Annotated in this window: 24 protein-coding genes; 12 read left to right on the forward strand and 12 right to left on the reverse strand. The window is 63.5% G+C overall.

The genetic code is table 11. From position 1 onward, the window contains the following. The first annotated feature begins 19 nt into the window (after nucleotides 1-19). Nucleotides 20-259 carry a NepR family anti-sigma factor gene (locus VB618_RS00110; RefSeq protein ID WP_329794454.1) on the forward strand — a complete coding sequence of 80 codons (240 nt, stop codon included), beginning with the start codon at nucleotides 20-22 and terminating at the stop codon, nucleotides 257-259. Continuing rightward, a complete protein-coding gene (locus VB618_RS00115) occupies nucleotides 249-797 on the forward strand; it encodes a sigma-70 family RNA polymerase sigma factor (protein WP_329794455.1) in 549 nt (182 codons plus the stop codon). Before VB618_RS00110 ends, VB618_RS00115 begins: the two co-directional genes overlap by 11 nt. A 19-nt stretch (nucleotides 798-816) precedes the next feature. Here VB618_RS00115 and VB618_RS00120 read toward each other — a convergent pair whose 3' ends face one another. Both VB618_RS00120 and VB618_RS00125 read right to left on the reverse strand, forming a co-directional pair. After that, on the reverse strand, nucleotides 817-1,050 hold the full coding sequence (locus VB618_RS00120; RefSeq protein ID WP_329794456.1) for a BrnA antitoxin family protein: 234 nt from the start codon (nucleotides 1,048-1,050) through the stop codon (nucleotides 817-819). Continuing rightward, nucleotides 1,047-1,238: a hypothetical protein gene (locus tag VB618_RS00125; protein WP_329794457.1), complete on the reverse strand. Its 192-nt coding sequence runs from the start codon at nucleotides 1,236-1,238 to the stop codon at nucleotides 1,047-1,049. The genes VB618_RS00120 and VB618_RS00125 overlap by 4 nt, the downstream gene beginning before the upstream one ends. Between VB618_RS00125 and VB618_RS00130 the strand changes: the two genes are divergently transcribed. Together VB618_RS00130 and VB618_RS00135 are read left to right on the forward strand one after the other, a co-directional pair. Then, nucleotides 1,237-1,524, forward strand: a complete 288-nt coding sequence (locus VB618_RS00130; RefSeq protein WP_329794458.1) for a hypothetical protein — start codon at nucleotides 1,237-1,239, stop codon at nucleotides 1,522-1,524. The two genes, VB618_RS00125 and VB618_RS00130, sit on opposite strands and share 2 nt — an antisense overlap. A gap of 207 nt (nucleotides 1,525-1,731) precedes the next feature. Continuing rightward, nucleotides 1,732-1,947 carry a hypothetical protein gene (locus VB618_RS00135; RefSeq protein ID WP_329794459.1) on the forward strand — a complete coding sequence of 72 codons (216 nt, stop codon included), beginning with the start codon at nucleotides 1,732-1,734 and terminating at the stop codon, nucleotides 1,945-1,947. A gap of 320 nt (nucleotides 1,948-2,267) precedes the next feature. On the opposite strand, the gene VB618_RS00140 is transcribed toward VB618_RS00135, so the two are convergent. Both VB618_RS00140 and VB618_RS00145 read right to left on the reverse strand, forming a co-directional pair. After that, the gene (locus VB618_RS00140; RefSeq protein WP_329794460.1) at nucleotides 2,268-2,405 is read right to left on the reverse strand and encodes a hypothetical protein; all 138 of its coding nucleotides are present in this window, start codon (nucleotides 2,403-2,405) and stop codon (nucleotides 2,268-2,270) included. Between the two features lie 127 nt (nucleotides 2,406-2,532). Next, nucleotides 2,533-2,781: a DUF6894 family protein gene (locus VB618_RS00145; protein ID WP_329794461.1), complete on the reverse strand. Its 249-nt coding sequence runs from the start codon at nucleotides 2,779-2,781 to the stop codon at nucleotides 2,533-2,535. Nucleotides 2,782-3,139: 358 nt separating this feature from the next. Here VB618_RS00145 and VB618_RS00150 point away from each other — a divergent pair, with 358 nt between their 5' ends. After that, the gene (locus VB618_RS00150) at nucleotides 3,140-4,531 is read left to right on the forward strand and encodes a M10 family metallopeptidase (protein WP_329794462.1); all 1,392 of its coding nucleotides are present in this window, start codon (nucleotides 3,140-3,142) and stop codon (nucleotides 4,529-4,531) included. 100 nt (nucleotides 4,532-4,631) lie between these two features. Here VB618_RS00150 and VB618_RS00155 read toward each other — a convergent pair whose 3' ends face one another. Continuing rightward, nucleotides 4,632-6,179 carry an MFS transporter gene (locus VB618_RS00155; RefSeq protein ID WP_329794463.1) on the reverse strand — a complete coding sequence of 516 codons (1,548 nt, stop codon included), beginning with the start codon at nucleotides 6,177-6,179 and terminating at the stop codon, nucleotides 4,632-4,634. 85 nt (nucleotides 6,180-6,264) lie between these two features. Continuing rightward, nucleotides 6,265-6,699, reverse strand: coding sequence for a RidA family protein (locus tag VB618_RS00160; protein WP_329794464.1), 435 nt, complete (start codon nucleotides 6,697-6,699; stop codon nucleotides 6,265-6,267). 241 nt (nucleotides 6,700-6,940) lie between these two features. On the opposite strand from VB618_RS00160, the gene VB618_RS00165 reads away from it, so the two are divergent. The 4 genes from VB618_RS00165 (at nucleotide 6,941) to VB618_RS00180 (ending at nucleotide 11,990) form a co-directional block, all read left to right on the forward strand. Beyond that, nucleotides 6,941-7,645 carry a TetR/AcrR family transcriptional regulator gene (locus VB618_RS00165; RefSeq protein ID WP_329794465.1) on the forward strand — a complete coding sequence of 235 codons (705 nt, stop codon included), beginning with the start codon at nucleotides 6,941-6,943 and terminating at the stop codon, nucleotides 7,643-7,645. A gap of 60 nt (nucleotides 7,646-7,705) precedes the next feature. Next, complete coding sequence (locus VB618_RS00170) at nucleotides 7,706-9,199, forward strand: tetratricopeptide repeat protein (RefSeq protein ID WP_329794466.1); 1,494 nt, start codon at nucleotides 7,706-7,708, stop codon at nucleotides 9,197-9,199. 447 nt (nucleotides 9,200-9,646) lie between these two features. Next, complete coding sequence (locus tag VB618_RS00175) at nucleotides 9,647-10,867, forward strand: metal-dependent hydrolase family protein (protein ID WP_329794467.1); 1,221 nt, start codon at nucleotides 9,647-9,649, stop codon at nucleotides 10,865-10,867. Between the two features lie 112 nt (nucleotides 10,868-10,979). Next, on the forward strand, nucleotides 10,980-11,990 hold the full coding sequence (locus VB618_RS00180; protein ID WP_329794468.1) for an Lnb N-terminal periplasmic domain-containing protein: 1,011 nt from the start codon (nucleotides 10,980-10,982) through the stop codon (nucleotides 11,988-11,990). An 11-nt stretch (nucleotides 11,991-12,001) separates the two neighbouring features. Here the strand turns inward: VB618_RS00180 and VB618_RS00185 are convergent, their stop codons facing one another. From VB618_RS00185 to VB618_RS00200, 4 genes are all read right to left on the reverse strand, one after another. Then, the gene (locus VB618_RS00185) at nucleotides 12,002-12,712 is read right to left on the reverse strand and encodes a L,D-transpeptidase family protein (RefSeq protein ID WP_329794469.1); all 711 of its coding nucleotides are present in this window, start codon (nucleotides 12,710-12,712) and stop codon (nucleotides 12,002-12,004) included. Between the two features lie 135 nt (nucleotides 12,713-12,847). Next, nucleotides 12,848-13,321, reverse strand: a complete 474-nt coding sequence (locus tag VB618_RS00190) for a VOC family protein (protein WP_329794470.1) — start codon at nucleotides 13,319-13,321, stop codon at nucleotides 12,848-12,850. Nucleotides 13,322-13,420: 99 nt separating this feature from the next. Next, nucleotides 13,421-15,082, reverse strand: a complete 1,662-nt coding sequence (locus VB618_RS00195) for an ATP-binding protein (protein WP_329794472.1) — start codon at nucleotides 15,080-15,082, stop codon at nucleotides 13,421-13,423. A 5-nt stretch (nucleotides 15,083-15,087) separates the two neighbouring features. Further along, nucleotides 15,088-15,909 carry an alpha/beta fold hydrolase gene (locus tag VB618_RS00200; RefSeq protein ID WP_329794473.1) on the reverse strand — a complete coding sequence of 274 codons (822 nt, stop codon included), beginning with the start codon at nucleotides 15,907-15,909 and terminating at the stop codon, nucleotides 15,088-15,090. A 213-nt stretch (nucleotides 15,910-16,122) separates the two neighbouring features. Here VB618_RS00200 and VB618_RS00205 point away from each other — a divergent pair, with 213 nt between their 5' ends. Further along, entirely contained in the window at nucleotides 16,123-16,713 is a 591-nt protein-coding gene (locus tag VB618_RS00205) for a hypothetical protein (protein ID WP_329795127.1), read from the forward strand. Between the two features lie 890 nt (nucleotides 16,714-17,603). After that, a complete protein-coding gene (locus VB618_RS00210; RefSeq protein ID WP_329794474.1) occupies nucleotides 17,604-19,475 on the forward strand; it encodes a calcium-binding protein in 1,872 nt (623 codons plus the stop codon). Nucleotides 19,476-19,627: 152 nt separating this feature from the next. Here VB618_RS00210 and VB618_RS00215 read toward each other — a convergent pair whose 3' ends face one another. Then, on the reverse strand, nucleotides 19,628-20,230 hold the full coding sequence (locus tag VB618_RS00215) for a hypothetical protein (RefSeq protein ID WP_329794475.1): 603 nt from the start codon (nucleotides 20,228-20,230) through the stop codon (nucleotides 19,628-19,630). A 265-nt stretch (nucleotides 20,231-20,495) separates the two neighbouring features. Here VB618_RS00215 and VB618_RS00220 point away from each other — a divergent pair, with 265 nt between their 5' ends. Continuing rightward, nucleotides 20,496-21,425, forward strand: a complete 930-nt coding sequence (locus VB618_RS00220; RefSeq protein ID WP_329794476.1) for a DMT family transporter — start codon at nucleotides 20,496-20,498, stop codon at nucleotides 21,423-21,425. 3 nt (nucleotides 21,426-21,428) lie between these two features. Here VB618_RS00220 and VB618_RS00225 read toward each other — a convergent pair whose 3' ends face one another. Beyond that, nucleotides 21,429-22,319, reverse strand: coding sequence for a LysR substrate-binding domain-containing protein (locus VB618_RS00225; RefSeq protein ID WP_329794477.1), 891 nt, complete (start codon nucleotides 22,317-22,319; stop codon nucleotides 21,429-21,431). Nucleotides 22,320-22,343: the final 24 nt, after the last annotated feature.

Genomic DNA, 22,343 nt, shown 5'->3' on the forward strand with positions numbered 1-22,343 from the left:
CGTGTCTGGAGAAGCAAGCGTGTCCACAAAAAACCACAACAACAGCACCGTTCTGGAAGAACAGGACACCCTTGAGGATCTCTTGAACGTCAACGGTGATCCCGGTCCGGAGCCTGCCCTGCCGCCCCATGTGGCGACCTTCCTGGGCGAGCAGCTCCAGGCCTACTACGCCCAATTGATGAGCGAGCCGGTGCCCGATCGTCTCATTGAACTCATTGCGCAACTGGACCAGAAACGGAACGGCCGCGATGGCGAGTGAGGATCCCGTCCGTCAGGCGATGCTGGAAGCCATCCCCCGCCTGCGCGCCTTTGCCATCTCGCTGACCGGCAACGTCACCTATGCCGATGATCTCGTGCAGGCGGCGCTTCTGCGCGGTCTCGAGAACCTCGACAAGTTCCAGCCCGGCACGAGCATGCAGGCGTGGCTCTTCACCATCCTGCGCAACCAGTTCTACACGGATATCCGCAAGAGCCGCCGGGAGGTGAACGACCCAGAGGGGGCGCTTGCCGGCAAGCTGGCGATCATGCCGGAGCAGGGCGCACGGCTGGATTTCGCCGACATGCAGGTGGCTCTCACCAAGCTCAGCGTCGAGCAGCGCGAGGCGCTGCTGCTGGTGGGCGCCGAGGGCGTATCCTACGAGGAGGCGGCGCAGATCTGCGGCACCAATCTCGGCACGATCAAGAGCCGCATCAACCGCGCCCGGACCCGCCTGGCGGAACTCCTGGCCCTCGATGCCGAGGAGGATCTCGGTCCCGACCGTCTGGTCAAGGCCGCGTTGTTCATGCAGACGCCCTGAGGCCGAGCGGCTCAGTCCCTTACTTGCCGGCGGCTTTGCGCAGGGCCGCATTGATGCGATCCTGCCATCCCGGGCCACCCTGCTGGAAATGTTCGAGCACATCCTGGTCTATCCGCAGGGTGACACTCTCCCTCACGCCCGGGATGGAGGGAGCCTGCGAAGGGCCCTCGACGGGCTTGGTGGTGGCCTTCTTGAAAGCAGCTTCGGCCGTCTTAAAGGGATCGGTCGGTCTGCGTCCTCCTGGTGATCTCATGTCTGTCTCCGCATTGAAGTGTTGGGCAGCCGCACGATCGTTGCCTGCGCGATCATGGCAGGTCTGCGCGCAACCAGGAAGGCCGCTGCCGTTCCACCAAAGTTGGGCAACCGGTTCGAGCGCCACAGGAACGAGACTTGATCATCTCTGTTGACCTCTATGTCCATGTGGAGGTCGAGGTTGGCCATGACAAAGCTCAAACGTTTATCGGCTGTTCTTGCGGGATGCATTCTTGCCGGCAGCCTCGCCACGGGCGTTTCTGCGCAGCCCAGAGTTGATCGTGACTGGGACGAGACCCGCGAATGGCGGGACCGGCCTCAGGAGTGGAGACCTGACAGAGGCTACCGAGACCGGGATCGGGGTTGGGAGCGCGACCGCCGTTGGAGGGAACGCGACTGCTACTATGAGACCCGGCGCGAGCGGAACCGTTACGGCGAATCGATCGTCAGGCGTTATCGCGTTTGCGACGACTAGCCCATCGAGGCCGGTGGCAGCATCTCCACCACCGGCCTTGAGGTCTCACTGGGGGGTTGATGGCGTCGGAGCAGGCGCGCCCGTTGCAGCGCGAGGCTGCGACTGCACCCGATCAAACATCCGAAGTGCCGCATCGACGCAGGCCTGCGTCGATTCCCGGTCGCTGCAGACGACGCGAAGCTGCGTATCGCCGCTGCGCACGAAGAAATGCGCGTTGCCGCCTGGACGATCGTCATCATCGTGATGCATGGCACGCCGGCGACGCTCACCCCGGTCGTCGCCGCGATCTCTGTCGCCATCCCATCCGTCGCGGTTGTCATACCACCGTCCACGCCGGTCATCGTCGTCATCTCGCGATGGGCCATCTCGCGATGGGCTCTGGCTCCAGGCCGACGTTCCTATCAGGGCCAGTCCCGCTGCTAGTATGAGGGCTTTCCGCATATGGGCCTCCATCAGGCGACGCCTTAAGGGAATGCGCGCAAACATTCTTTCGGAACGGCGTCTTGGATCGTGAAAAACGAGCGCCTGGGTGAACCGGGGGGCTGAGCGTAAGTTCCGAATAAGCGTTCTTGGGTTCGTGACATATGCGTCGGCTCGTCACGACAGCTCTCGCCGGTTGGCCGCTGTCTGATCGCGCCTGGACGATCCAGGATACTACGATGTCTCAGCTCGCGGGTCGTGCGGGCGCAATCCCGATGATCTGGGCGCCGATCGCCCCTCTCGTTATCGCGCCCGTTGTTCAGCTACCCGTGGCGGTTGGCGTAGCGACGCTTTTTCGTGAGGTTCCGCTGCCCTTCGAGCACCTTGGCCGGGGCAACCACATCCTTGTAGCGGCGGGTGCGTTTCTTGAACGAAGGTCTTGTGCGAGCTTTACCGGCCATAGGCTTGATCTCTTCCCTGATTGACCATGCGTTTGCATGGAGCCGAAAGAGCATAGGTCAAAGTCGATCCCAGCCGCAACCTGCTAAGTGAGCTGCGGCTGTCCATGCTCTTAGAACCCACCCGAACTCAATGAGTTTGCTGTGTGAGCGTGATGGCTTCCAGGAAGGGGAATTCCAGGATGATCTTGTCCAGATCGTCCTTCACCTCGATATGCGCCGTGGCCCAGTTGACCGGGTGCTCGAACTCGGTGCTCATCAGGTTCTGCGCCATGGTCTTTGCCACCTCCCAGGCCTGATCCGCATCGCGCAGATTTTGCCCCTCGGGATCGGCGAGAGCGGCCTCACCGATATGCACGTTGAAGAAGTAGCGCGGCATGAGTGTCCCTGAAGCTTGAGTGGTGAGAGGCCAATCAGGCTGGATGCAATCGGTTCCGTAGGGCTCCCCGGAATTGCCAGCCAAGGCAGCACGCCTTCTCAGTGCCGCTGTCGAAAGTGCATCTTTGCTCAGGCTAAGTCAAAACCCCAACCAAGGATTCAGTGCAGCCTTTCTCGCTCGTGCTCGCACCGGAGCAGTTGGGAGGTTCTGCTATAGCAGACCAGGTGTGACGTTAAGAATGGCAGACTACCACTTTGGAGTAGTTGCCAGTTTCGCATTCGGATCAGAACCTAAACAGTCCTGCGTTGATACTGAAGCTTTTCATATTGATAGAATAATTTTCCAGAAGGGGTAGTTTATGCCTGCTATTGCTCCCTATAGCCTGACTGCAAATGCATACATCAATGGTATCCTTGGCAATTACAAATGGGCTAACAACAGCCTGACCTACAGCTTTCCGACAGATGCATCGTTTTACGGAAAATCGTACGGCGCAGCTGAGAACATGACCAACTTCGGTGTCCTCAGCACGACCCAGCAGGCAACCGCCCACAACGCTCTGAAGACCTTCTCGTCGATCGCGAACCTCACCTTTACGAAGACTGCTGAAACCGCGACCCAGCACGCAGACCTGCGCTTCGCTATTTCGGACAAAGAAGAAACCGCCTGGGCATATCTTCCGGCAACAGCGCCAGAGGGTGGCGATGTCTGGTTCAACAGTTCTAACGGTTATTACATCAGTCCTGCGAAGGGAAACTACGCCAATCTGGTATTCCTGCACGAGATCGGACATGCACTGGGGCTGGAGCACGCGCACGAAGGCACCATCATGCCATACGACCGGGACTCGATGGAGTTCACGGTCGTGAGCTATCGCTCGTATGTGGGTGCCTCTACGACTGCCGGCTACACCAACGAGACCTGGGGTTATGCGCAGTCGCTGATGATGTATGACATCGCCGCCGTGCAGCACATGTACGGAGCGAACTACGCCACGAACAGCGGCAACACGAAATATTCATGGCATTCGAACACCGGTGAGATGGCCATCGACGGTGTCGGCCAAGGCACTCCCGGAGCCAACCGGATCCTTCTGACAGTATGGGATGGTGGAGGGAGCGACACCTATGACTTCTCGAACTACGCGAACAATCTGAAAGTGGACCTTCGCCCTGGCGAGTGGACCACAACGTCCAGAACCCAGCTTGCGAAGCTGCATTGGGATGGTTCGAAGGTCGCTGTCGGCAACATCGCCAATGCATTGCTCCACAACGGCGACAAACGCTCCCTTATCGAGAACGCGGTGGGCGGCTCCGGCAGCGATGCGTTGACCGGCAACGATGCAAACAACAGGCTCGCAGGCGGAACCGGATCGGACAGGTTGTCCGGCCTCAGCGGAAGCGACAACCTCGATGGAGGAGTGGGAGCCGATATGCTCTCGGGAGGAGCCGGAGGGGATATCTTCGACTTCAATGCCGCCAAGGATTCCTTGCCTGCAGCACGTGACACGATCCTCGACTTCGTGCGGGGCGCCGATCGCATCGACCTGCGCAATGTCGATGCCAATGCCGGAGCGGCCGGGGATCAGGCCTTCTCGTTCATCGGGTCCAAGTCCTTCTCGGGCCATGTGGGGCAGCTGAACTTCAGCAGCAATGTGCTGTCGGGCGATGTGAACGGCGACAAGGTCGCTGATCTCCGCATCATCGTCTCAGGGCTATCATCGCTGGCGGCCACGGACTTCTATCTCTGATCCACCCGGACCGGAGACGGTCGGCAGGCGGTGCTCTCACTCAAAGGGGAAGCATCGGATTCAATCCCAAAAGTGCAAGTCCACTTTTGGGTCCGATGCTTTAGTGAGGCACCGCCGCGCTCTCATCGATATGGGCGCTGGAATAGATCCTGTGCGCGAGCGCTGCCAGACCGAGCAGCGTGACGGCAGCGATAGCGCAGCAAACCGCAAAGCCCAGCGAGAAGCCGCTGCGTGCCGCTTCCAGCCATACAGGCGCGGTGTCGCCCATAGCCTTTGCGGTCTCGACCGCGCCGGCGAGCGTGGTGGAGACGGCAAGCTGCTGCGCGGCGTTCAGCCCGCTCAGGTCCACGCCGTCCATCGTCATGCGGTAAACAAGCGTTCCAAGGCTGCCAAGAAGAGCGACGCCGAGCGCTCCGCCGAACTCCGCGCTCGTCTCGGAGATGGCGGAGGCCGACCCTGCCTGTTCCGGCGGTGCGGTGCCCACGATCAGGCTCGTCGTGGTGAGGACCACTGGCACGAAGCCGAGACCCACCAGCATGCTGGCCGTAAGGACGCCGACGAGGCTCTCGGCATAGGCGGCGGCTGCCATCACAGAGACGCCGACGGCATAGACGAGCAGGCCGAGGAGAACGGTCTTGACCGGCCCGAGCCGGCTCGTGAACCGGTAGGCCTGGAACGACATGATCGTGAAGACGAGCGCGGACGGCACGGACCACAAGGCCGCCTCCAAAGGCGATAGGCCGAGAACCAGTTGCAGGAACAGGTTCTGAAACAGGAACACGCCGAACACGAAGAACATGCCGGCGAGATTGACGATCAGCGAGGCGGTAAACGCCGGGATGCGGAACAGGCGCAGATCGATCAGCGGATGCGCGAGGCTTTTTTGGCGGCGCACGAACAGCACGCCGACCAGCACACCGGCCGCGATGGCCACCAGCTGGCGCGGTGCGAAGCCATCGGCCGCCATATGCTTGAAGCCGTAGATGATCGGCAGCACGGTCGCGAGCGACAGCGCCACACTGAGCAGATCGAGCTTTTCGCCGCCCTCGTTTTTGTATTCCGGCAGCAGGAAGGGCGCAACGATCAGCAGCGCGAGCATGATGGGGATGTTGATCAGAAACACCGATCCCCAATGAAAGTATTGCAGCAGCACTCCGCCGATGAGAGGCCCCACCAGCCCGCCCAACGCGAAGGCGGCACCCCAGATGCCGATGGCGCGGTGGCGCTCGTTCTCGTTCGAGAACAGATTGACCACGAGGGACAGGGTCGACGGAGCGAAGGTCGCGCCGGCGATGCCGAGCAGCGCGCGCGCAATGATGAGCTGCTGCGCCGTGTTCGAGAACGCGGCAAGCGCGGATGCCACGCCGAACGCGGAGGCGCCGATGAGCAGCACGCGCCGGCGGCCGATCCTGTCGCCGAGCGTGCCCATGGTCACGAGAAAGCCCGCGACCATGAAGCCGTAGATGTCGTTGATCCAGAGAAGTTCGGATGCCGATGGGTCAAGATCCGCCACGATGGCGGGCATCGCCAGAAAGAGGACGGACAGGTCCATCGAGTAGATCAGGCAGGCGACCGACAGAACGCAGAGCCCGATCCATTCACGGCGTCCAGCAAGCGGCTGGTCTTGAACAATGGCCTGTACTTGCATGAACCGACTTTCTTCGCTGTAGGGGCAGCTACTTACACGGCCTTGCAAGGATTCGGCAACTCGAACAGGCTGATCTGAACTTGCGCTAGTCCAGAACAACCACTGCTTCGACCTCGAACAGCATGGGGTCGATGGCGAGCTTGGGGACGGGGACCAGGGTCTGCGCCGGCAGCGCCGCGCCGAACATGGCCTTCACGCTCCGGGTCAGCACATCGAGCTTGGACATGTCGTGATCGACCACGAAGATCGTGAGCTTGGCGACCTGATCCGGCCTCGCTCCGAGGGCCTCGATGGCGGTGCGCAGGTTGGCATAGGCCTGCTCGACCTGGACAGCGAAGTCCGGCGACAGGCCTCCCGTGGCGTCCTGGCCGCCCTGGCCTGAAATATACGCCACTCTGGCGCCGGCGGGCACGATCACCGCCGTGCTATAGCCGTTCGGCGACGGATCGTAGAGGTTTTGCGGATTGACAATGGTCAGCTTGCGATCGGTCTCGCTCGCCTGGGAAACGCCCATATTCATGATGATCAACCCTCCGGTTGGCAGATGCCTGATTGCGCGTGATAGAATCGTCTCCTGGCCCTGACGGCCGGGAGCCTTGAGCTCCAGCGGCGGCAGGATTGACCTTCAACCCGCCGCCGCTATGCTCAACTCGTACGCTGTACGACAGATGACATCGTACGCCGTACGAGTCAACGGCCCGGGATCGACAATCCTCGGGCTATTGGCCTAGATCGGCGTTCCGATCGGCAGGGAAGGACGGATGGCAGCCAAACGCAACAGCGCCGGGAGCAAGCAACCTCGACAGGCAGGGGCGTCCTCAAAAGCCGCGCAGGAGCCTTCGCTGTCGCTGGAGCGCATCGTGGCGACTGCGGTGGAGTTGCTCGACACGCAAGGGATCGACGGATTGACGATGCGCCGGCTGGCCGATCGCCTCGGCGCGGGCGCGATGAGCCTGTACTGGCACGTCGACAACAAAGAGAACGTCTTCGATCTGGCGCTCGACTCCGTGCTCGCCTATCGCGAGCCGCGGCAAACCTCCAAGACCCGAGACTGGCGCCAGGACGTCGTTCACATGGTCGAAGACTGGCGCGCCTGCATGCTGCGCCATCCCTGGTCGGCCTCGCTGCTGCCGCGCCGGGCGCTCGGCCCGAACATCCTCGGTCGCCTGGAGCTGCTGGGCAAGACCCTGTCCGGAGCCGGCGTCGCGGACGCGGATCTGAACGCCGGAATCTGGTCGCTCTGGAACTACGTGATGGGCGCCACCATCACCCGGGGAAGCTTCGACCTCTCGGACGACGACAGGGCTGCCGCGCAGCAGCGCCTCACCGATCTCAGCCAACGCTATCCGACCATCGAGCGCTCGCGTCTTCTGCTGGACGACGATTGGGACGGCGCCTTCCGGAAAGGCCTCGACTTCCTCCTCGACGGCATCGCGCCAAGGCCCGGCAAGGCTCGGCAAAGCTAACGCGGTTATCCTTGTATCAATGGCCTGATTTCAGACCCTTGACGCAAGCGGATCCCGACCATGACGAACATCCACCTTCCCGACGTTGGCGTCACCATGGCGCTTGTGGCAAGCCTCCAGGCGAGCCTGCCGGATTTCGGCCGCATCCTCGACCGGTTCGGGCATCCGGCCCCGGCGCTGCGCAAGCTCGGTCTCGTGCATTGGGAGAACGGACGCTTCGACACGGCCGCCCGCACCTTCGAGGCCGCGCTCTCCCTCGCGCCGGAGGATTCCGATCTCTGGCGCGATCTGGCGAGCGTCTACAGCGCCTCTGATCGCGACGAGCAGGCGCTAACGGCGATCCGGACCGCCCTGGAGCTCAACCCGCACAGCGCCCCGTCCTGGCAAGCCCTTGCCAGCATCGCGGACCGGCTCGACGATGCTGAGACCGCCGAGGATGCCTACCGCCGCACGATAGCGCTCGATCCGAATGCGCCTGCGGCCCATCTCGGCCTCGGCCTGCTGCTGTTCAGGAAGAAGCACTACCAGGAGGCACTGGCGGCCGTGCGCACCTCCGTGGCGCTCGATCCCGTCAATGGCCTGGCGCATTGCGCCCTTGGGCACCTGTGCTTCATCGCGTGCGATTTCGCTGCTTGCGCGCGCGCCTTCGACGAGGCCGCCCGGCTGACCCTGGAGCTCGACGCGCCGACCCGGCAGAAGCGGGCCCGCGCCCTCACGTTCCAGGCCATGATCGAAGGCAGCATTCGGGAAGCCCTGCACGACTATGGGGCAATCGCCGGCGAGGACCGCGAGGATCTCGACATCATCGCGCGCGATGCCTTTTCCGTTCTCAGCGCCGCCGGCCATCTCGAAGCCGCCGCCGAGATCGGCCGGATGCGGCTTTCCGAGAAGCCCGACGATCCGGTCCGGCGTTATCTGCTCGACGCCGTTCTCGGGCGGAGCATGGATGCCGCGCCCACGGAATACATCGAAACCTATTTCGATCTTTTCGCGCCCCAGTTCGACAGCAAGCTCACCGAAACCCTGCAGTACAACGCCCCGCGCCAGATGGTGCAACTCGTAGCCGGGCACCGCATCGGCTTCACGCACATGCTCGATCTCGGCTGCGGCACGGGTCTCGCCGCTGCGGAGCTGCAGCCGCTGGGCAAAGACCTGACCGGGCTCGATCTCTCCTCAGGCATGCTGGCGCAGGCGCAAAAGCGCGGCTCTTACACCGAACTCGTCAAGGCGGAGGCCGGCGCCTATCTGGAGGCCACGCAGAACCGCTTCGATCTCATCTTCGCGGCGGATTCGCTGATCTATTTCGGCGATCTCAAGCCCCTGATGCGCGCGGCCGCCGGCGCCCTGGTGCCGGGCGGGCTGTTTGCGCTCAGCATCGAGCATAATGACGGCAGCGGCTTCACCCTGCAGCCCTCCGGCCGCTTCGCCCACTCCCTCGGCCACCTCAAGGCCGCGGCCACTGACTTCGTCATCCTGGAGATCCAGGAGAGCACCATCCGGCTCGAAGCCGGCCGCCCGGTGCCCGGTCTCTACGTGGTCATGCAGAGGCGGTGAGAGGAGCGGACACCTCAGGGGGACGGCCGGTCTCAGGGAGGGGAAATTTCAGGGCGCCGTGTGATCGCACCGACCGCGGCAACAGGCTCCTTTCCACGCCTGTCCCGCAATGCGCTGGAAGGTTCGCTTCAGGCGCTCACGCAAGACATCAGCCGCAGCTTAACACTTCTCGTCCCTGAGGCTTAAAGTGCCATTGGCTGACATTCGTCAGCAGACTTCCAATATGGTACCCTTCCACGCTGCCTGAGTGGGGAGTGCCAAGCGATGTTCGGCACAATAACTGCTGAAAGTTTGAAGCGAACATTATCCCTGTGCTTTGTGACGGCCGGCATCCTGTCCATCGGATATTGTCCGACGGCAGCGGCCCAGAGCGGATCGCCTTCTCAGGTTCCCAGTACGGCAACCCTCTTCGAGAACGTCCGGATCTTCGACGGCAGGAACGCGGCCTTGTCGGCATCTTCCCATGTGCTGGTGAGGGGCAATGCCGTCGAGCGCATCTCCGCAGCCCCGATCGATGTCGGGGCCGACCCCGATATCCAGCGCATCGAGGCAGGCGGACGCGTGCTGATGCCGGGCCTCATCGATGCTCATTGGCATGCGTACATGGCCGCAACGCCGCAATCGTTCCTGATGACCGCCGAGCCCTCCTATCTCACCCTGTTGGCGGCCCGGCAGGCCGAGGCGACCCTGATGAGGGGGTTCACCACCATCCGTGACCTCGGCGGGCCGGTGTTCGGGCTCAAGCGCGCCATCGACGAAGGCGTCACGATCGGCCCGCGGATCTATCCATCCGGCGCCTTCATCTCCCAGACCTCCGGCCATGGCGACTTCCGCTTCCTCTTCGAACTGCCGCGGAAGCCGGGCGGAGCGCTGAGCTACACCGAGCTCCAGGGGGTCTCCGCCATCGCCGACAGCCCCGATGAGGTCAGGCTGCGGGTCCGCGAGCAACTGAGGCTGGGGGCAAGCCAGATCAAGCTCATGGGCGGCGGTGGCGTGAGCTCACCGCCCCACAACCCGATCGAGTCGACCCAGTACACGGAGGCGGAGCTGCGGGCAGCGGTCGAGGCGGCCGAGAACTGGGGCACCTACGTGACCATCCACGCCTATCATCCGCGATCCATCCAGATGGCGATCCGCGCGGGCGTCAAGGTCATCGAGCATGGCCAGCTCGCCGACGAGGAAACGGCCAGGATGATGGCGGAGAAGGGCGTCTGGTGGAGCCTGCAGCCGCTGACCTATGAGACGCACATGTCCGCGCACATGCCGGCAACGTCGCGGCAGCGGGCCATGCAGGTGTTCGAGGGCACCGACAACGCCTATCGGCTCGCAAGGAAATACAACGTCAGGACGGCCTTCGGCGCCGACATCCTCGGCGATGCGGAAGCAGCCAGTCGACAGGGTACCGCCTTGGTCGTGCTGGCCAAATGGTATGCGCCTGCCGAAGTGCTGAAGATGGCGACGGCCGACAATGGCGAGCTGATGGCCCTGTCCGGCTTCATCAATCCCTATCCCGGCAGGCTCGGTATCGTCGAGGAGGGCGCGTTGGCCGACCTGCTTCTGGTCGACGGCAATCCGCTCGAGAGCCTCGATCTCGTCGCGGATCCGGACAAGAACTTCCTCGTCATCATGAAGGATGGCAAGGTCTACAAGAACACGCTGCCGAAGTGAGATGCTGCTCCGAACGAGACCTTTGAGGCGGGCGAAGGCCTGACAGGCAGGTGCCAGGGTGAAGCTCCGATCACGGTTGAATGGTTCACTTCTGTCCAGATCTCTTGGCGTCTTGAGCGCCGGCATCCGGTTCCTGTTCTGGACGGTGCTCATCACATGGAGCAGCCTGGCGATCTACTATTCGAACCTGCCATGGGCCGGGCTGCGGCTGGGATTGGCGGCGGCCTTTGCGGCTTTCGCGATCTGGGCGCTCTGGTGGACACATCGACGGCACATGCCTGCGGTCGTGATGCTGCTGCTCCTCGGCGTGGTTGCGTGGTGGATGACCATCCAGCCCTCGCATGACCGCCTGTGGCGCCCGGAAGTCGCGGTCATGCCGAGAGCCACCATCGACGGCGACCGCGTGCGCCTCACCGGGCTGCGCAACTTCGACTATCGCAGCGCCGATGACTTCACGATGCGGTATGAGGAGCGCGAGGTGCTGCTGTCACACCTGACAGGCCTCGATTTCTACATCTCGTACTGGAGCGAGGGGCCGGTCGGGCACACCTTCGTGAGCTTCATCTTCGACAACGCGCCGCCGCTGAGCATCTCGATCGAGACGCGCCCGGAGGTCGGCGAGGGCTTCAACCCTCTCGCCTCCCTCTTCAAGCAGTTCGAACTCATCTACGTGGTGGGGGACGAGCGCGACATTGTCGGCGTGCGCACCAACCACCGCGACGAGACGGTGTACCTCTATCGCCTGAACACCTCGGCCGAGAATGCCCGCCAGCTCCTGCTGGTCTATCTCGAGCGGATCAACGAGCTCGCGGATCGGCCCGAGTTCTACCACCTGCTGAGCAACAGCTGCACGATCAACATCATCCGCTACGCCAATGCCGCCGGCCGGGAGGGCCGGTTCGACATCCGCCATCTCTTCAACGGGCTGATCGACAGCTATCTCTACCACTCGGGCCGGGTGGACACGACGCTGCCGTTCGACGAGCTGCGGCGGCGCTCCCTGATCAACGAGGCGGCGCAGGCGGCCGAGGGCGATCCGGCCTTCTCGCAACGCATCCGCGCAGCCCTGCCGACAGATTCCCCGGATCGTCCTTCACCTCGGCATGCGCCGAGCGCCCCTTGAGCGCCTATGCTTCAAGCCGGCAGCACGACCACCTTGGTCTTGACCGGGGTTCGGTCGAACAGGTGCATCATGTCCTGGGTGAGCAGGCCGACGCAGCCGCTGGTGATGCCGTTGCCGATCGATTCCGCGTCGAGGCTGGCGTAGATCGTGTAGAGCGTGTAGGCGCCGTTCTGATAGAGATGAAGCGTGCGGGCGCCGAGCGGGTTGTCGAGGCCGCCCGGCATGCCGCGGGCCCATTTGGCCGCCTCGGGCTGACGCTTGATCATCGCCGCAGGCGGGGTCCAGGTCGCCCATTCGCTCTTGCGCCCGACATAGGCGTCCCCGTTCCACCGGAACCCGTCGCGGCCCACATTGGCCCCATAGCGGGTAGCGTTGCCGTCGTCCTCGATGCGGTAGACGTAGTAATTGCCCGGATCGACGATGATCGTGCCCGGCGCCTCCTTGGTGTTGTAGCGAACGGTCCGGCGGAAATATTTCGGATCGACCTTGCTGACATCGATCGCCGGGATCGGGAACTTCTCATCGGGCACCGGCCCGTAGAGCCTTGATGCCTCGGCGAGGCTCATGCCGTCGGATGTCGCGCAGCCGGCCAGACCCAGCGCACCGACCCCGGCGGCCGAGCCCGCCAGAAACGACCGGCGGCTGAGAAGCCCCGCCCGGTTCCTAAGCAAAGCAGCCTCGTCCGTCCCGCCGGCATCGGCATTCTTAACCGTCCTGATCATGATCGGCCGCTTCCCTTGTCTTGGCTGCCCGACGAGCCAATGCTCCGGCAACCACCCGCTAACGTCTTGTTGAGTTGGAGATTGCCGTCACACGGCCCGATTGGCAAGTCCGGGCCCTCCAGGCGCGATGGCGCATCAGCCGCGCCGTGCTGCCTCGATGGCCGCGACGTCGATCTTCGTCATGCCCATCATCGCGTCGAACGCGCGCTTGGCCTCGCCGCCGCCGACGGCCAGCGCCTCCATCAGCACGCGCGGCGTGATCTGCCAGGACACGCCCCATCGGTCCTTGCACCAGCCGCACGCGCTCTCCTGGCCGCCATTGCCCACGATGGCGTTCCAGTAGCGGTCGGTCTCCTCCTGATCCTCGGTGGTGATCTGGAACGAGAAGGCTTCGGTGTGCTTGAAGGCGGGACCGCCGTTGAGGCCGAGACAGGCAACGCCCGCAACGGTGAACTCGACCGTCAGCACGTCGCCCTCCTTGCCGGATGGGTAGTCGCCGGGTGCACGGTGCACCGCATGCACCGCGGTGTCGGGAAAGGTCTCGGCATAGAAGCGGGCGGCAGCCTCGGCGTCCTTGTCGTACCAGAGGCAGATCGTGTTCTTTGCCATGGCGCGTTCCTTATCCCTTTGAAGCCGAGAATTCGGCCCGTTCCCAACTGATCTTCGATCGGAAGCAGCCCGTGTTCTCCCGCCCGTAGTCAGCGTTGATTAGAGCTGATCATCGAGCATGCGCCTCACCTTGGAGGCTAGCTCTGCATAGGTGAAGGGCTTCCCTATCAGATGCATGCCAGGGTCGAGGCGACCGTGATGGACGATGGCGTTCGAGGTATAGCCCGTGGTGAACAAAACCGGCAGCCCTGGCCTGCGCCGGGACACCTCATCCGAGAGCGCCCGCCCGTTCATCCCTCCGGCAAGAACCACATCGGTAAACAGCAGCTCGATCTCCGGATGCTGCTCGACGATCTCCAGAGCCCCTAGACCGTCGCCGGACTCGAGGACGCGGTATCCGAGATCCCGCAGCGCCTCGGTGGTGTAGGTTCGCAGGTCGGGCTCGTCTTCCACAACCAGGATGGTCTCGCCCGTGCCCCTCACCATCGCGGGGCTCTTGGCCGGCATTTCGGCAGGCTCCTCATCGGAGCCGATCAGGCGGGGCAGGTAGATCTTGATCGTCGTGCCTTCGCCCGGCTCGCTGTAGATCCTCACATGGCCGTTGGACTGGCGGACGAAGCCATACACCTGGCTCAGGCCCAGCCCGGTGCCCTTGCCGACTCCCTTGGTTGTGAAGAACGGCTCGAACACCTTCTCCATCGTGGCCTTGTCCATCCCGGTGCCGGTGTCGGAGACGGCCAAGAGCACATACTGCCCGGGCGGAACGGGCTCGGCCAGAGCCGCCACATAAGCCTCGTCCAGACGGGCATTGGCCGTCTCTATGGTGAGCTTGCCGCCATCCGGCATGGCATCGCGGGCGTTCACCGCCAGGTTGAGGATCGCATTCTCCAGTTGGTTCGGGTCTGCCTGGGAGCGCCAGAGGCCGCCGCCGAGCACCGTCTCCAGCACAACCACTTCACCGAGCGTCCGCCTCAGGAGGTCGGACATTCCGGCCACGAGCTTGTTGACGTCGATGGGCTTGGGATCGAGCGGCTGACGTCTGGAGAAGGCCAGGAGCCGCTGGGTCAGGGTTGCGGCGCGTCGTGTCGCCTCCATGGCGTGAGTGGCGGCCCGCTGGAGGCGGTCGGCTCCCTCGGGCAGGCGGCGCTGGAGGAGTTCGATGTTGCCGACGATGATGGTGAGCAGGTTGTTGAAGTCGTGAGCGATGCCGCCGGTGAGCTGACCAATGGCCTCCATTTTCTGGGCCTGCCGGAGAGCCTCCTCGGCCTTCAGGCGCTCGGCCACCTCCTGGGTGACGCGCTCCTCCAGGGTCTCATTCAGGCGCTTGAGCTCCTCGGTCGCCTGCTCGGCCTTCTGGCGGGCGAGAAGCAACTCGCGCTCGTATTTGCGCCGGTCGGTAGCGTTGAAGAGGGTGATGCGATGGACCATCGGGCGGCCATTCGCATCCCGCTTCTGAACCATGTTGGCCAGAACCGGCAGGAGCCGCCCATCGGCGCAGGTCAGATCGAACGCGACCTCGTTCACGAAGCCCTGCATCCGCAGGAGGGGCGTCAGGTGCGTGTCGTAGAAGATCTTGGCGCCGACGCTCAGCAAATCCTGGAAGCACCTGTGGCCGACGAGGACCTGCCGATCCACGCCGATCCAGTTGAGGAACGTTTGGTTGGCCCTGATTATTGTGCCATCCGGCAAGGTCGACAGGTAGCCGCAGGGGGCGCTCTCGTAGAGTTCTTCGGCAGATTCGATCAGCGACCCCTGGTCCATCTTCACTATGCGACGGCCTTTGCCGTTGTCGGATCGCTGAGAAAGGCTTCCATGGCCGCGATGGTCTCCTCAGGGGCACTCAGGTTAGGGCAGTGCCCCGTGGCCCTGAGTTGAACGAACTTGCTGCCCGGAAGGTTCTGGTGCATGTAGCGCCCGACCGCTTCGGGAGCAATGGCATCCTGCGAGCACTGGAGAATGAGCGCCCTGGTCTTCACGCCGGGCAGATCGGCCCGGTTGTCCGAGAGAAACGTCACGCGGGCAAAGTGCTTGGCGATTTCCGGGTCGGTGCGGCAGAAGCTGTTGGTCAGTTCCTCACCAAGCTCCGGGCGATCCGGGTTGCCCATGATCACCGGAGCCATGGTGCTCGACCAGCCGAGATGGTTGCTGTCGAGGAAGTCGAGCAGGCCCTCGATATCCTCCTGCTTGAACCCGCCCACATAATCACCGTAGTTGATGTAGCGCGGCGAGGGGCCGATCAGGATGAGGCTCTCGAAACGCTCAGGCTCTTTGATGGCGGCGAGCGCACCGATCATGGCGCTGACGGAGTGGCCGACGAAGATGACATCCTTCAAGTCCAGTTCGCTGCAGATCGCCAGGATGTCGTCCGCATAGCCATCGAGCGAGGCGTACCTCGCCTGGTCGAACGCAGCGGCATCGGATTGCCCATGCCCCACATGGTCGAAGAGGACGATCTTGTACCGGTCCTCGAAGGCCGGCGTGATGAAGCGCCACATGTTCTGATCGCAGCCATAGCCATGAGCAAAGATCATGGCCTGCTGGCCGCGCCCCAGAACCTTGACATTGTTTCGCTTGAGGACGGCAGACATGGGCGCTCCGTGGAAGTCAGGACAGGTCGGTGACTTGAGTAGGTCCCGCTTGCTTATGCTGGCGGGTGTCAGCGTTGCTATTCAGAGCACCTAAATAGATGGGCCTGCCTCCGTTTCAACGGATGGAGCAGGGCCGGAACAGCCTTTGCAGCCATGGCGTTACAAGGAGGACGCTTAGCGATGGACCCGCCCGGAGCGTCCTGGAGAACTCACATGGTGAACCCCCCTCATGTCGGCAGCCAATCCGCACCTGAAAGGGAGGGGAACAGGTCTGCAAAGCAACCTTCGGACAACGATCTCGCCGAGAACTCGCAGGAGAACCTCGATGCAAGGCTCGACCACGCCATCGAGGAGACCTTTCCCACGAGCGATCCGGTCTCCGTGACCATCACCAAAGGTCCCGAGCCCGAGCGGGAACCCCGCCGCCCGGCGGCGGGTGACCGTCCGAGCGATCCGCCGCAGGCCTCGACCGAGCATGTTCTGAATCAGGTGCGTGACGCCCTGCACGAGGTCTCGGATCAAGCGTCAGGCGTCGCCCGCGACGTGTACGATCGCGGCGAGCACTACGCCCGACAGGCCCGCGACCGATATCCGGAGGCGGAGCGCTACATTCGCCAGGGTCAGCAAGCCGTGACGCAGCAGGTGACAGGAAACCCCTTGCTCGCGCTGTTCATGGCGGCAGCGGCCGGATACGCACTCGCCTGGCTGATCCACGGCGAGAGGAGAAACCGGGAACCTGACGTGCCGGATTACGGCCGGACAGGGCGCGGATACGCACCCCACCGTGACCAGCAGGGGCTTTGACGAGCGCTGACGTGATCAGGTGAATGGCGTGGCTCAAGACGAGACCCTTCGCATGGGTCGATCCGCTTGAACCTCGTTGCCGCATCGACCAGCGGAAGGTCGGGTTGGGTGCCGTCCAGCGCGGAAGCTCCACGTTGCCCTCGACATAGTCCTGAGCCGGGGAGGGGAAGCCCGCACACACAACATGACCTATCACCGGAACGCGCACCGTCCCGCCGGCACCGGCATTTCCACGGTTCATGATTATGATCGGCCGTTTCCCTTGTCTTGGTGCCCGGCGCGACAATTCCCGGCAACCACCCGCTGAACGTCTTGGTTAGGCCGGAGATTGCCGTCACACGGCCCGATTGGCAAATCCGGGCTCCAAGGCGCGGACTTGGGGCGGAACGGTTCGGATAACCATAGTGGGTCAAAGGTCCTCTTTGCACGAGGGCGCCGCGTGACTATCGGGTTCGGCGGTGGGGCCGCCGCGCAGCGGCGTCTGACCGATCCCAGCCAACGCTATCCAATCATCGAGCGCTCCCGACTTCCTGCTCGATGGTATCGCTCCGAGGCCATGAACGTTCGTCACCTTCTGGGCGAGTTGAAGAAGTGTCTCCGGGTAACTGCTTTCTTACAGGATGCGCCCGCCAGCTAAGTGTGTCCTACGTCAACCCCCAGTGTATAGGAATAGATTTCGTGGCCGACCGCCCCTGCCAAGGAGCTATTTGCTAAGCTTAGCGAATGTTTTTCGAAATATTCTTTTTACTCTGCATCCAATGATGGTGCTGCCGTGTAGTGTCTGCTCAGGGTGAATGCTGGCTTCTTATTTGTCTTGCGTGCGGCTTTTGAAAGCTACTGCCACGTAAATCCCTGAAGCTAACTTAATCACAACACTATGGGAGTCTTCGATGACTGAGCAGAACCATTTGGGACATAGCAGTTCGGCTCTGGGAGGAACCAGCGGATCGCACAGCTCGGCAGACCTGAACAGCGCCAATCTCAACGCCGCTCTCCAAGCCTTTGCCGGTGCAGACCGCGTGTTCTTCGCGGACTTGAACGAGCTTAACAATTCGGAGGCTGAAGGCGGGGCTCTGCTCCTGCTCAAAGGCAACCGGCTGACCGTCATCACGGCCGCGCGCGGAGTCGAGGCGGGCCAGATCCACCCGCAGCACATCCACGGCTTCGTCGATGGAAGCAACGCAACCGTCCCGACGCTGGCTCAGGACGATGACCGCGACGGGTTTGTTGAGTTGGCCGAAGGGCTGGACACCTATGGTCCTGTTCTTCTCAACCTCACCTCACCTCCAGGACCCGAGGCTTCAGGGTTCCCCAATCCCACGGGAACGTCGTTCCTGTTCTCGCAAACCTACAATCTGTCCGACCCGCGCAACGGGGATCTGGCCCAGCTGCTGGACGACGTTTCGCTCAACAGGCGAGAGATCGTTCTGCACGGCAAGACCGTCCTTGCCGGGCATGGCCAGGGCACGGGCGGCGAGGTGGATGGCACGGCCGGCTACAAGCTCGTGCTTCCCATCGCCTCCGGCGAAATCCGGCAGCTCTCCTTTGAAGGTGCTCTCGCGTCGTTCCAGAACTCAATCGACCTTCAGCTGCGCAAGGCTGTCGTCGGAAACGGCGGCAACAACACCCTGCGCGGAACGGGCGGCGACGACAACCTCCAGGGCGGCGGTGGTCGTGATTCCCTCTCCGGCCGGGGTGGTGACGACTACCTGAGCGGCGGCTCCGATCGGGACACGCTGTACGGCGGCTCCGGCGATGACGCCCTCGATGGAGGCTCCGGCAATGACAAGCTGTACGGCAATTCCGGCAAGGATTATCTTGTCGGCGGATCCGGCAATGACGAGCTGTCCGGCGGATCGGGCCATGACCACATTGTCGGCGGCTCGGGCAACGACCGCGCCTTCTTCAATGTGTCGACCGGCGGTGCGGATTCCGTCAATCTCGGCACCGGCTCCGATATCGTGAGCGTCACCGCCTCGTCGGCCAGGCAGGTCCGCCTGACCTTCACGAGCGCCGAGGTGGGCAACGGGACGGCGACCGATGCCGGCACGCTGCTCAACCAGGATGGCGGTCTCGCGGTCCGGCTCCAGTCCGAGAACGGCTCCGGCGAACTTGTCGGAGACATCAGCCGCTTCGACGACGAAGGCGTGACGTTCGTTGCGGCGAGGTCCGGACTGACCTTCGACGTCCGCGATCTCGTCTCGGGCGCAGCCCGCGGCGATCAGTTCGACGTGGTCAGTCTCGGCACCAGAGGTGCTGACAATCTCAAGGCCGTTCAGTCGGGTGATGCCTACTACTTCAACGCCGGCATGGGCAATGACCGGGTGACGGGCGGGCGAGACGATGACTTCCTGGTGGGTGGTGCCGGCAACGACAGCCTCGATGGCGGTCGCGGCGACGACACGTTCATTGGCGGCGGCGGCAATGACGTGCTCACCGGAGGAGTGGGCGATGACGTCTTCATCTTCAATGCCCCTTTCGACCCGGCAGCCAACGTCGATAGGATCCGGGATTTCCGCGCCAGTGACGACACGTTGCGGCTGGACAACGCCGTCTTTGTCGGGCTGACGGACGGAGCTTTGAGCACCAACGCGTTCGCGCTCACAAGCGCTGCCGCGGGGGCCGACGACCGAATCGTCTACGATCAGAGCACAGGCAACCTGTTCTTCGATGCGGATGGCGGAGCGCGGGACAACCAGACGCTGTTTGCAACGCTGACCAACAAGGCCAGCATCACGGCAGCCGACTTCTTCGTGATCTAGCGCCTCACCACCAGCAAAGGTACCCCGGCCTTATGGTTTGGGGTGCCTCTGTCCTGCTCCAGTCATGCTCCACGTTCGGCACCTCTGCTACCTGAGCCGTCACGCATGCCAGCGGCTCCCTATGTCCTCTCCGATCTTTCCTCTCAACCCCACTAAATCCCCGCCCCATTCTCAAACGTCCATCGATAGCGCTCATCATAGTCCCGCTCCTCGCGCTCGATACGCTCCAGATGGGCCACGAGCTCGTCGCGCAGCTCGTGGAGGCTGCGGCGGGGCTGGTTGTCGATCTCGTATTGCCCTGGGGCTAAGGGCGGGTGGGCGTGCTTGTCCATCTCGCCGAGCGTCCGGGTGAGGCGGGCCAGCGGCTGGAGGGCGCGCTGGGCGCGGTCGATGGGCTGGTTCTCCAGCTCCTCCGCGTGGCGCTCGGCGAGGCGCCAGAGCTTCTGGGTGAGCCGCTGCCGGGACTGGGCCGTCGCGGCCGGGGAGGGCGCCTGAGAAGGCCCATGGGCCGGCGGCCGCTGCCAGCCGTCTACCGCCACATAACGAGACACGGTGGCGATGGACAGGCCGAGCTCTCCGGCAATGCGCCGGTAGGGCCAGTCGGTGCCCTCCACCATCTCCCGCATCCGGGCCACCTGTTCGGGGTTCAGCTTATCGCGCAGCCCCGGCTTCCTTGCGGCAGCATCCGACGAGGCGGAGGCGGGGTTCTGACCGGAGGGCAGGGCCGGGAGAGGGATAGAGGGTAAAGACGACATCACAATGACTTCTTCGAACGAGAACAAAAGAAGAACATTATGCCGTTCATGGGGCAATTGTCAAGGTTCATGAAGGCGCCCTGGGGATGAAACGGCTTGGAACGCTGTTCCAGGCTGTTCCAGGGTTTGTTCCAAGGGCGTTCCAGGGCGGGAGCCCGGAATCGACGTGTTCCATCACCGTTCCAAGGGGAAACGATCAGATATCATCATTTGTCCTAATGGTTCGCCGGGCGTATTCCGGTCGTCCCAAGAGGACGACGATGCCATGAGTCACGCCACCGCAGCCCTTCCCGCGCAGAACCTGAACCGGATCGACGGGTCGACCCTCGGGCTCTATGCCGCCACCGTGTTCTTGTGGGGCGTGAGCTGGATCGGCATCCGGGCGCAGCTCGGCGTCGTGGCGCCGGAGATGTCGGTGCTGTGGCGTTTCCTGCTGGCGGCGGTTCTCATGTGGGCCTGGGTGCTGGCTACCGGCCACAAGGTGCGCTTTGCTTTGGCCGACCATCTGCGTTTCGCCGCGGTGGGCTGCTGCCTGTTCTCGTTCAACTTCATCTCGTTCTATTACGGCGGTTTGAGCATCCCGTCCGGCCTGCTCTCGGTGGTGTTCTCGCTCGCCTCCGTGTTCAACCTGGTGCTCGGCTTCGTGATCTTCCGGCAGCGGCCGGAGGCCAGGGTGGCGGCGGGCGGCGTGATCGGGGTGCTGGGAATCGTGTTCCTGTTCTGGCCGGAGATCACGGGCGCGGGCTTGAACGCGGCGGCTTTGCAGGGGCTGGCTTTGTGCGTGATGGGCACCCTGTTCTTCTGCTCGGGCAACATGATCTCGACCATGGTGCAGCGCCGGGGCGCGCCGCTCTTGTCGGCTACCGCCTGGGGCATGACCTATGGCTGCGCGGTGCTGCTGGCGCTGAACCTCTTGCGCGGCAACGCATTCGTCATCGAGCCGAATGTGAAGTACGTGGGCTCGTTGTTGTATCTCTCCATCGGCGCGTCGGTGCTGGCCTTCATGTCGTACCTGACCCTGCTGCGCCGCCTCGGGGCCGCGCGGGCGGGCTACGCCACGGTGCTGTTTCCCATCGTGGCGCTCACCGTCTCGACATTGATCGAGGGCTATGTGTGGACGCCGCTTGCCGTCATCGGCGTCGTGCTGGCGCTTGTCGGCAACGTGCTCGTGCTGCGCAGGCCTGCTGCAAAATGAGCGTTATTCGGCGGCCAGCGGTGCCATCGTGCGGGTGGAGCCGAGGTTGTCGAGCGACTGCTTGATGTGGAAGCCGAGCGCGTCCGCCAGCGGGTTCTCCTCGCCGCGGGCGCGGATGAGGCCGATCTTGCACGACGGCAGGGCCGGGAAGCCGTCGGAGGGGCCTAAGATGCGCATGCCGGGGCGCACGGCGCTTTCCGGCAGCACGGAGACCGCAAGGCCCGCGAGCACCGCAGCACCCACGGCGGTGGAGTGCCAGCTCACATAGGCGATGCGGAAGGGCCGGTCGGCGGCCTCCAGCGCTTCTGTCGCCGAATGGCGCCAGTCGCAATTGGGGCGCCCGAGCGCCAGCGGGATCGGCGTCTCCTCGTGCACCCCGTGACGGGATGACGTGACCCACAGAAGCTGCTCGATGCGCACGATCTCGGACGGGCCGCGCCGGTCCACATGGGTGATGATCGCCAGATCGATGTCGCCGTGCTGCACCCGCTCGATCAGGTTGTGCGTGGGCTCGCACATCACCGTCACCTCCGCCTTCGGGTTGGAGCGCGAGAAGCGGGCCAGGATCTCCGGCAGGTAGCGGTCGGCGTAGTCGTCGGGAAGGCCGAGGCGCACGCGGCCGGTGAGCTCGTTGTCGTTGAAGGACGCCATGCATTCGGTGTTGAGCCGCACGATCCGGCGGGCGTAGTCCAGCAGGCGCTCGCCCTCGTCGGTGAGCTTCGACAGGCGCCCGTCGCGCTCGAAGATCGCCTTGCCGACCCGGTCCTCCAGGCGCTTCATCTGCATGGACACCGCGCTCTGCGTCTTGTGCACGATCTCCGCCGCGCGGGTGAACGAGCCCGTATCGGCAATGGCAACGAACGTCCTCAGCTGGTCAATGTCGAGCAGGTGCATGGCGCAAACCTCATCATCAATTAG

This window comes from Microvirga sp. CF3062, from assembly GCF_036314045.1.
In the GTDB taxonomy this organism is placed as follows: Bacteria; Pseudomonadota; Alphaproteobacteria; order Rhizobiales; family Beijerinckiaceae; genus Microvirga.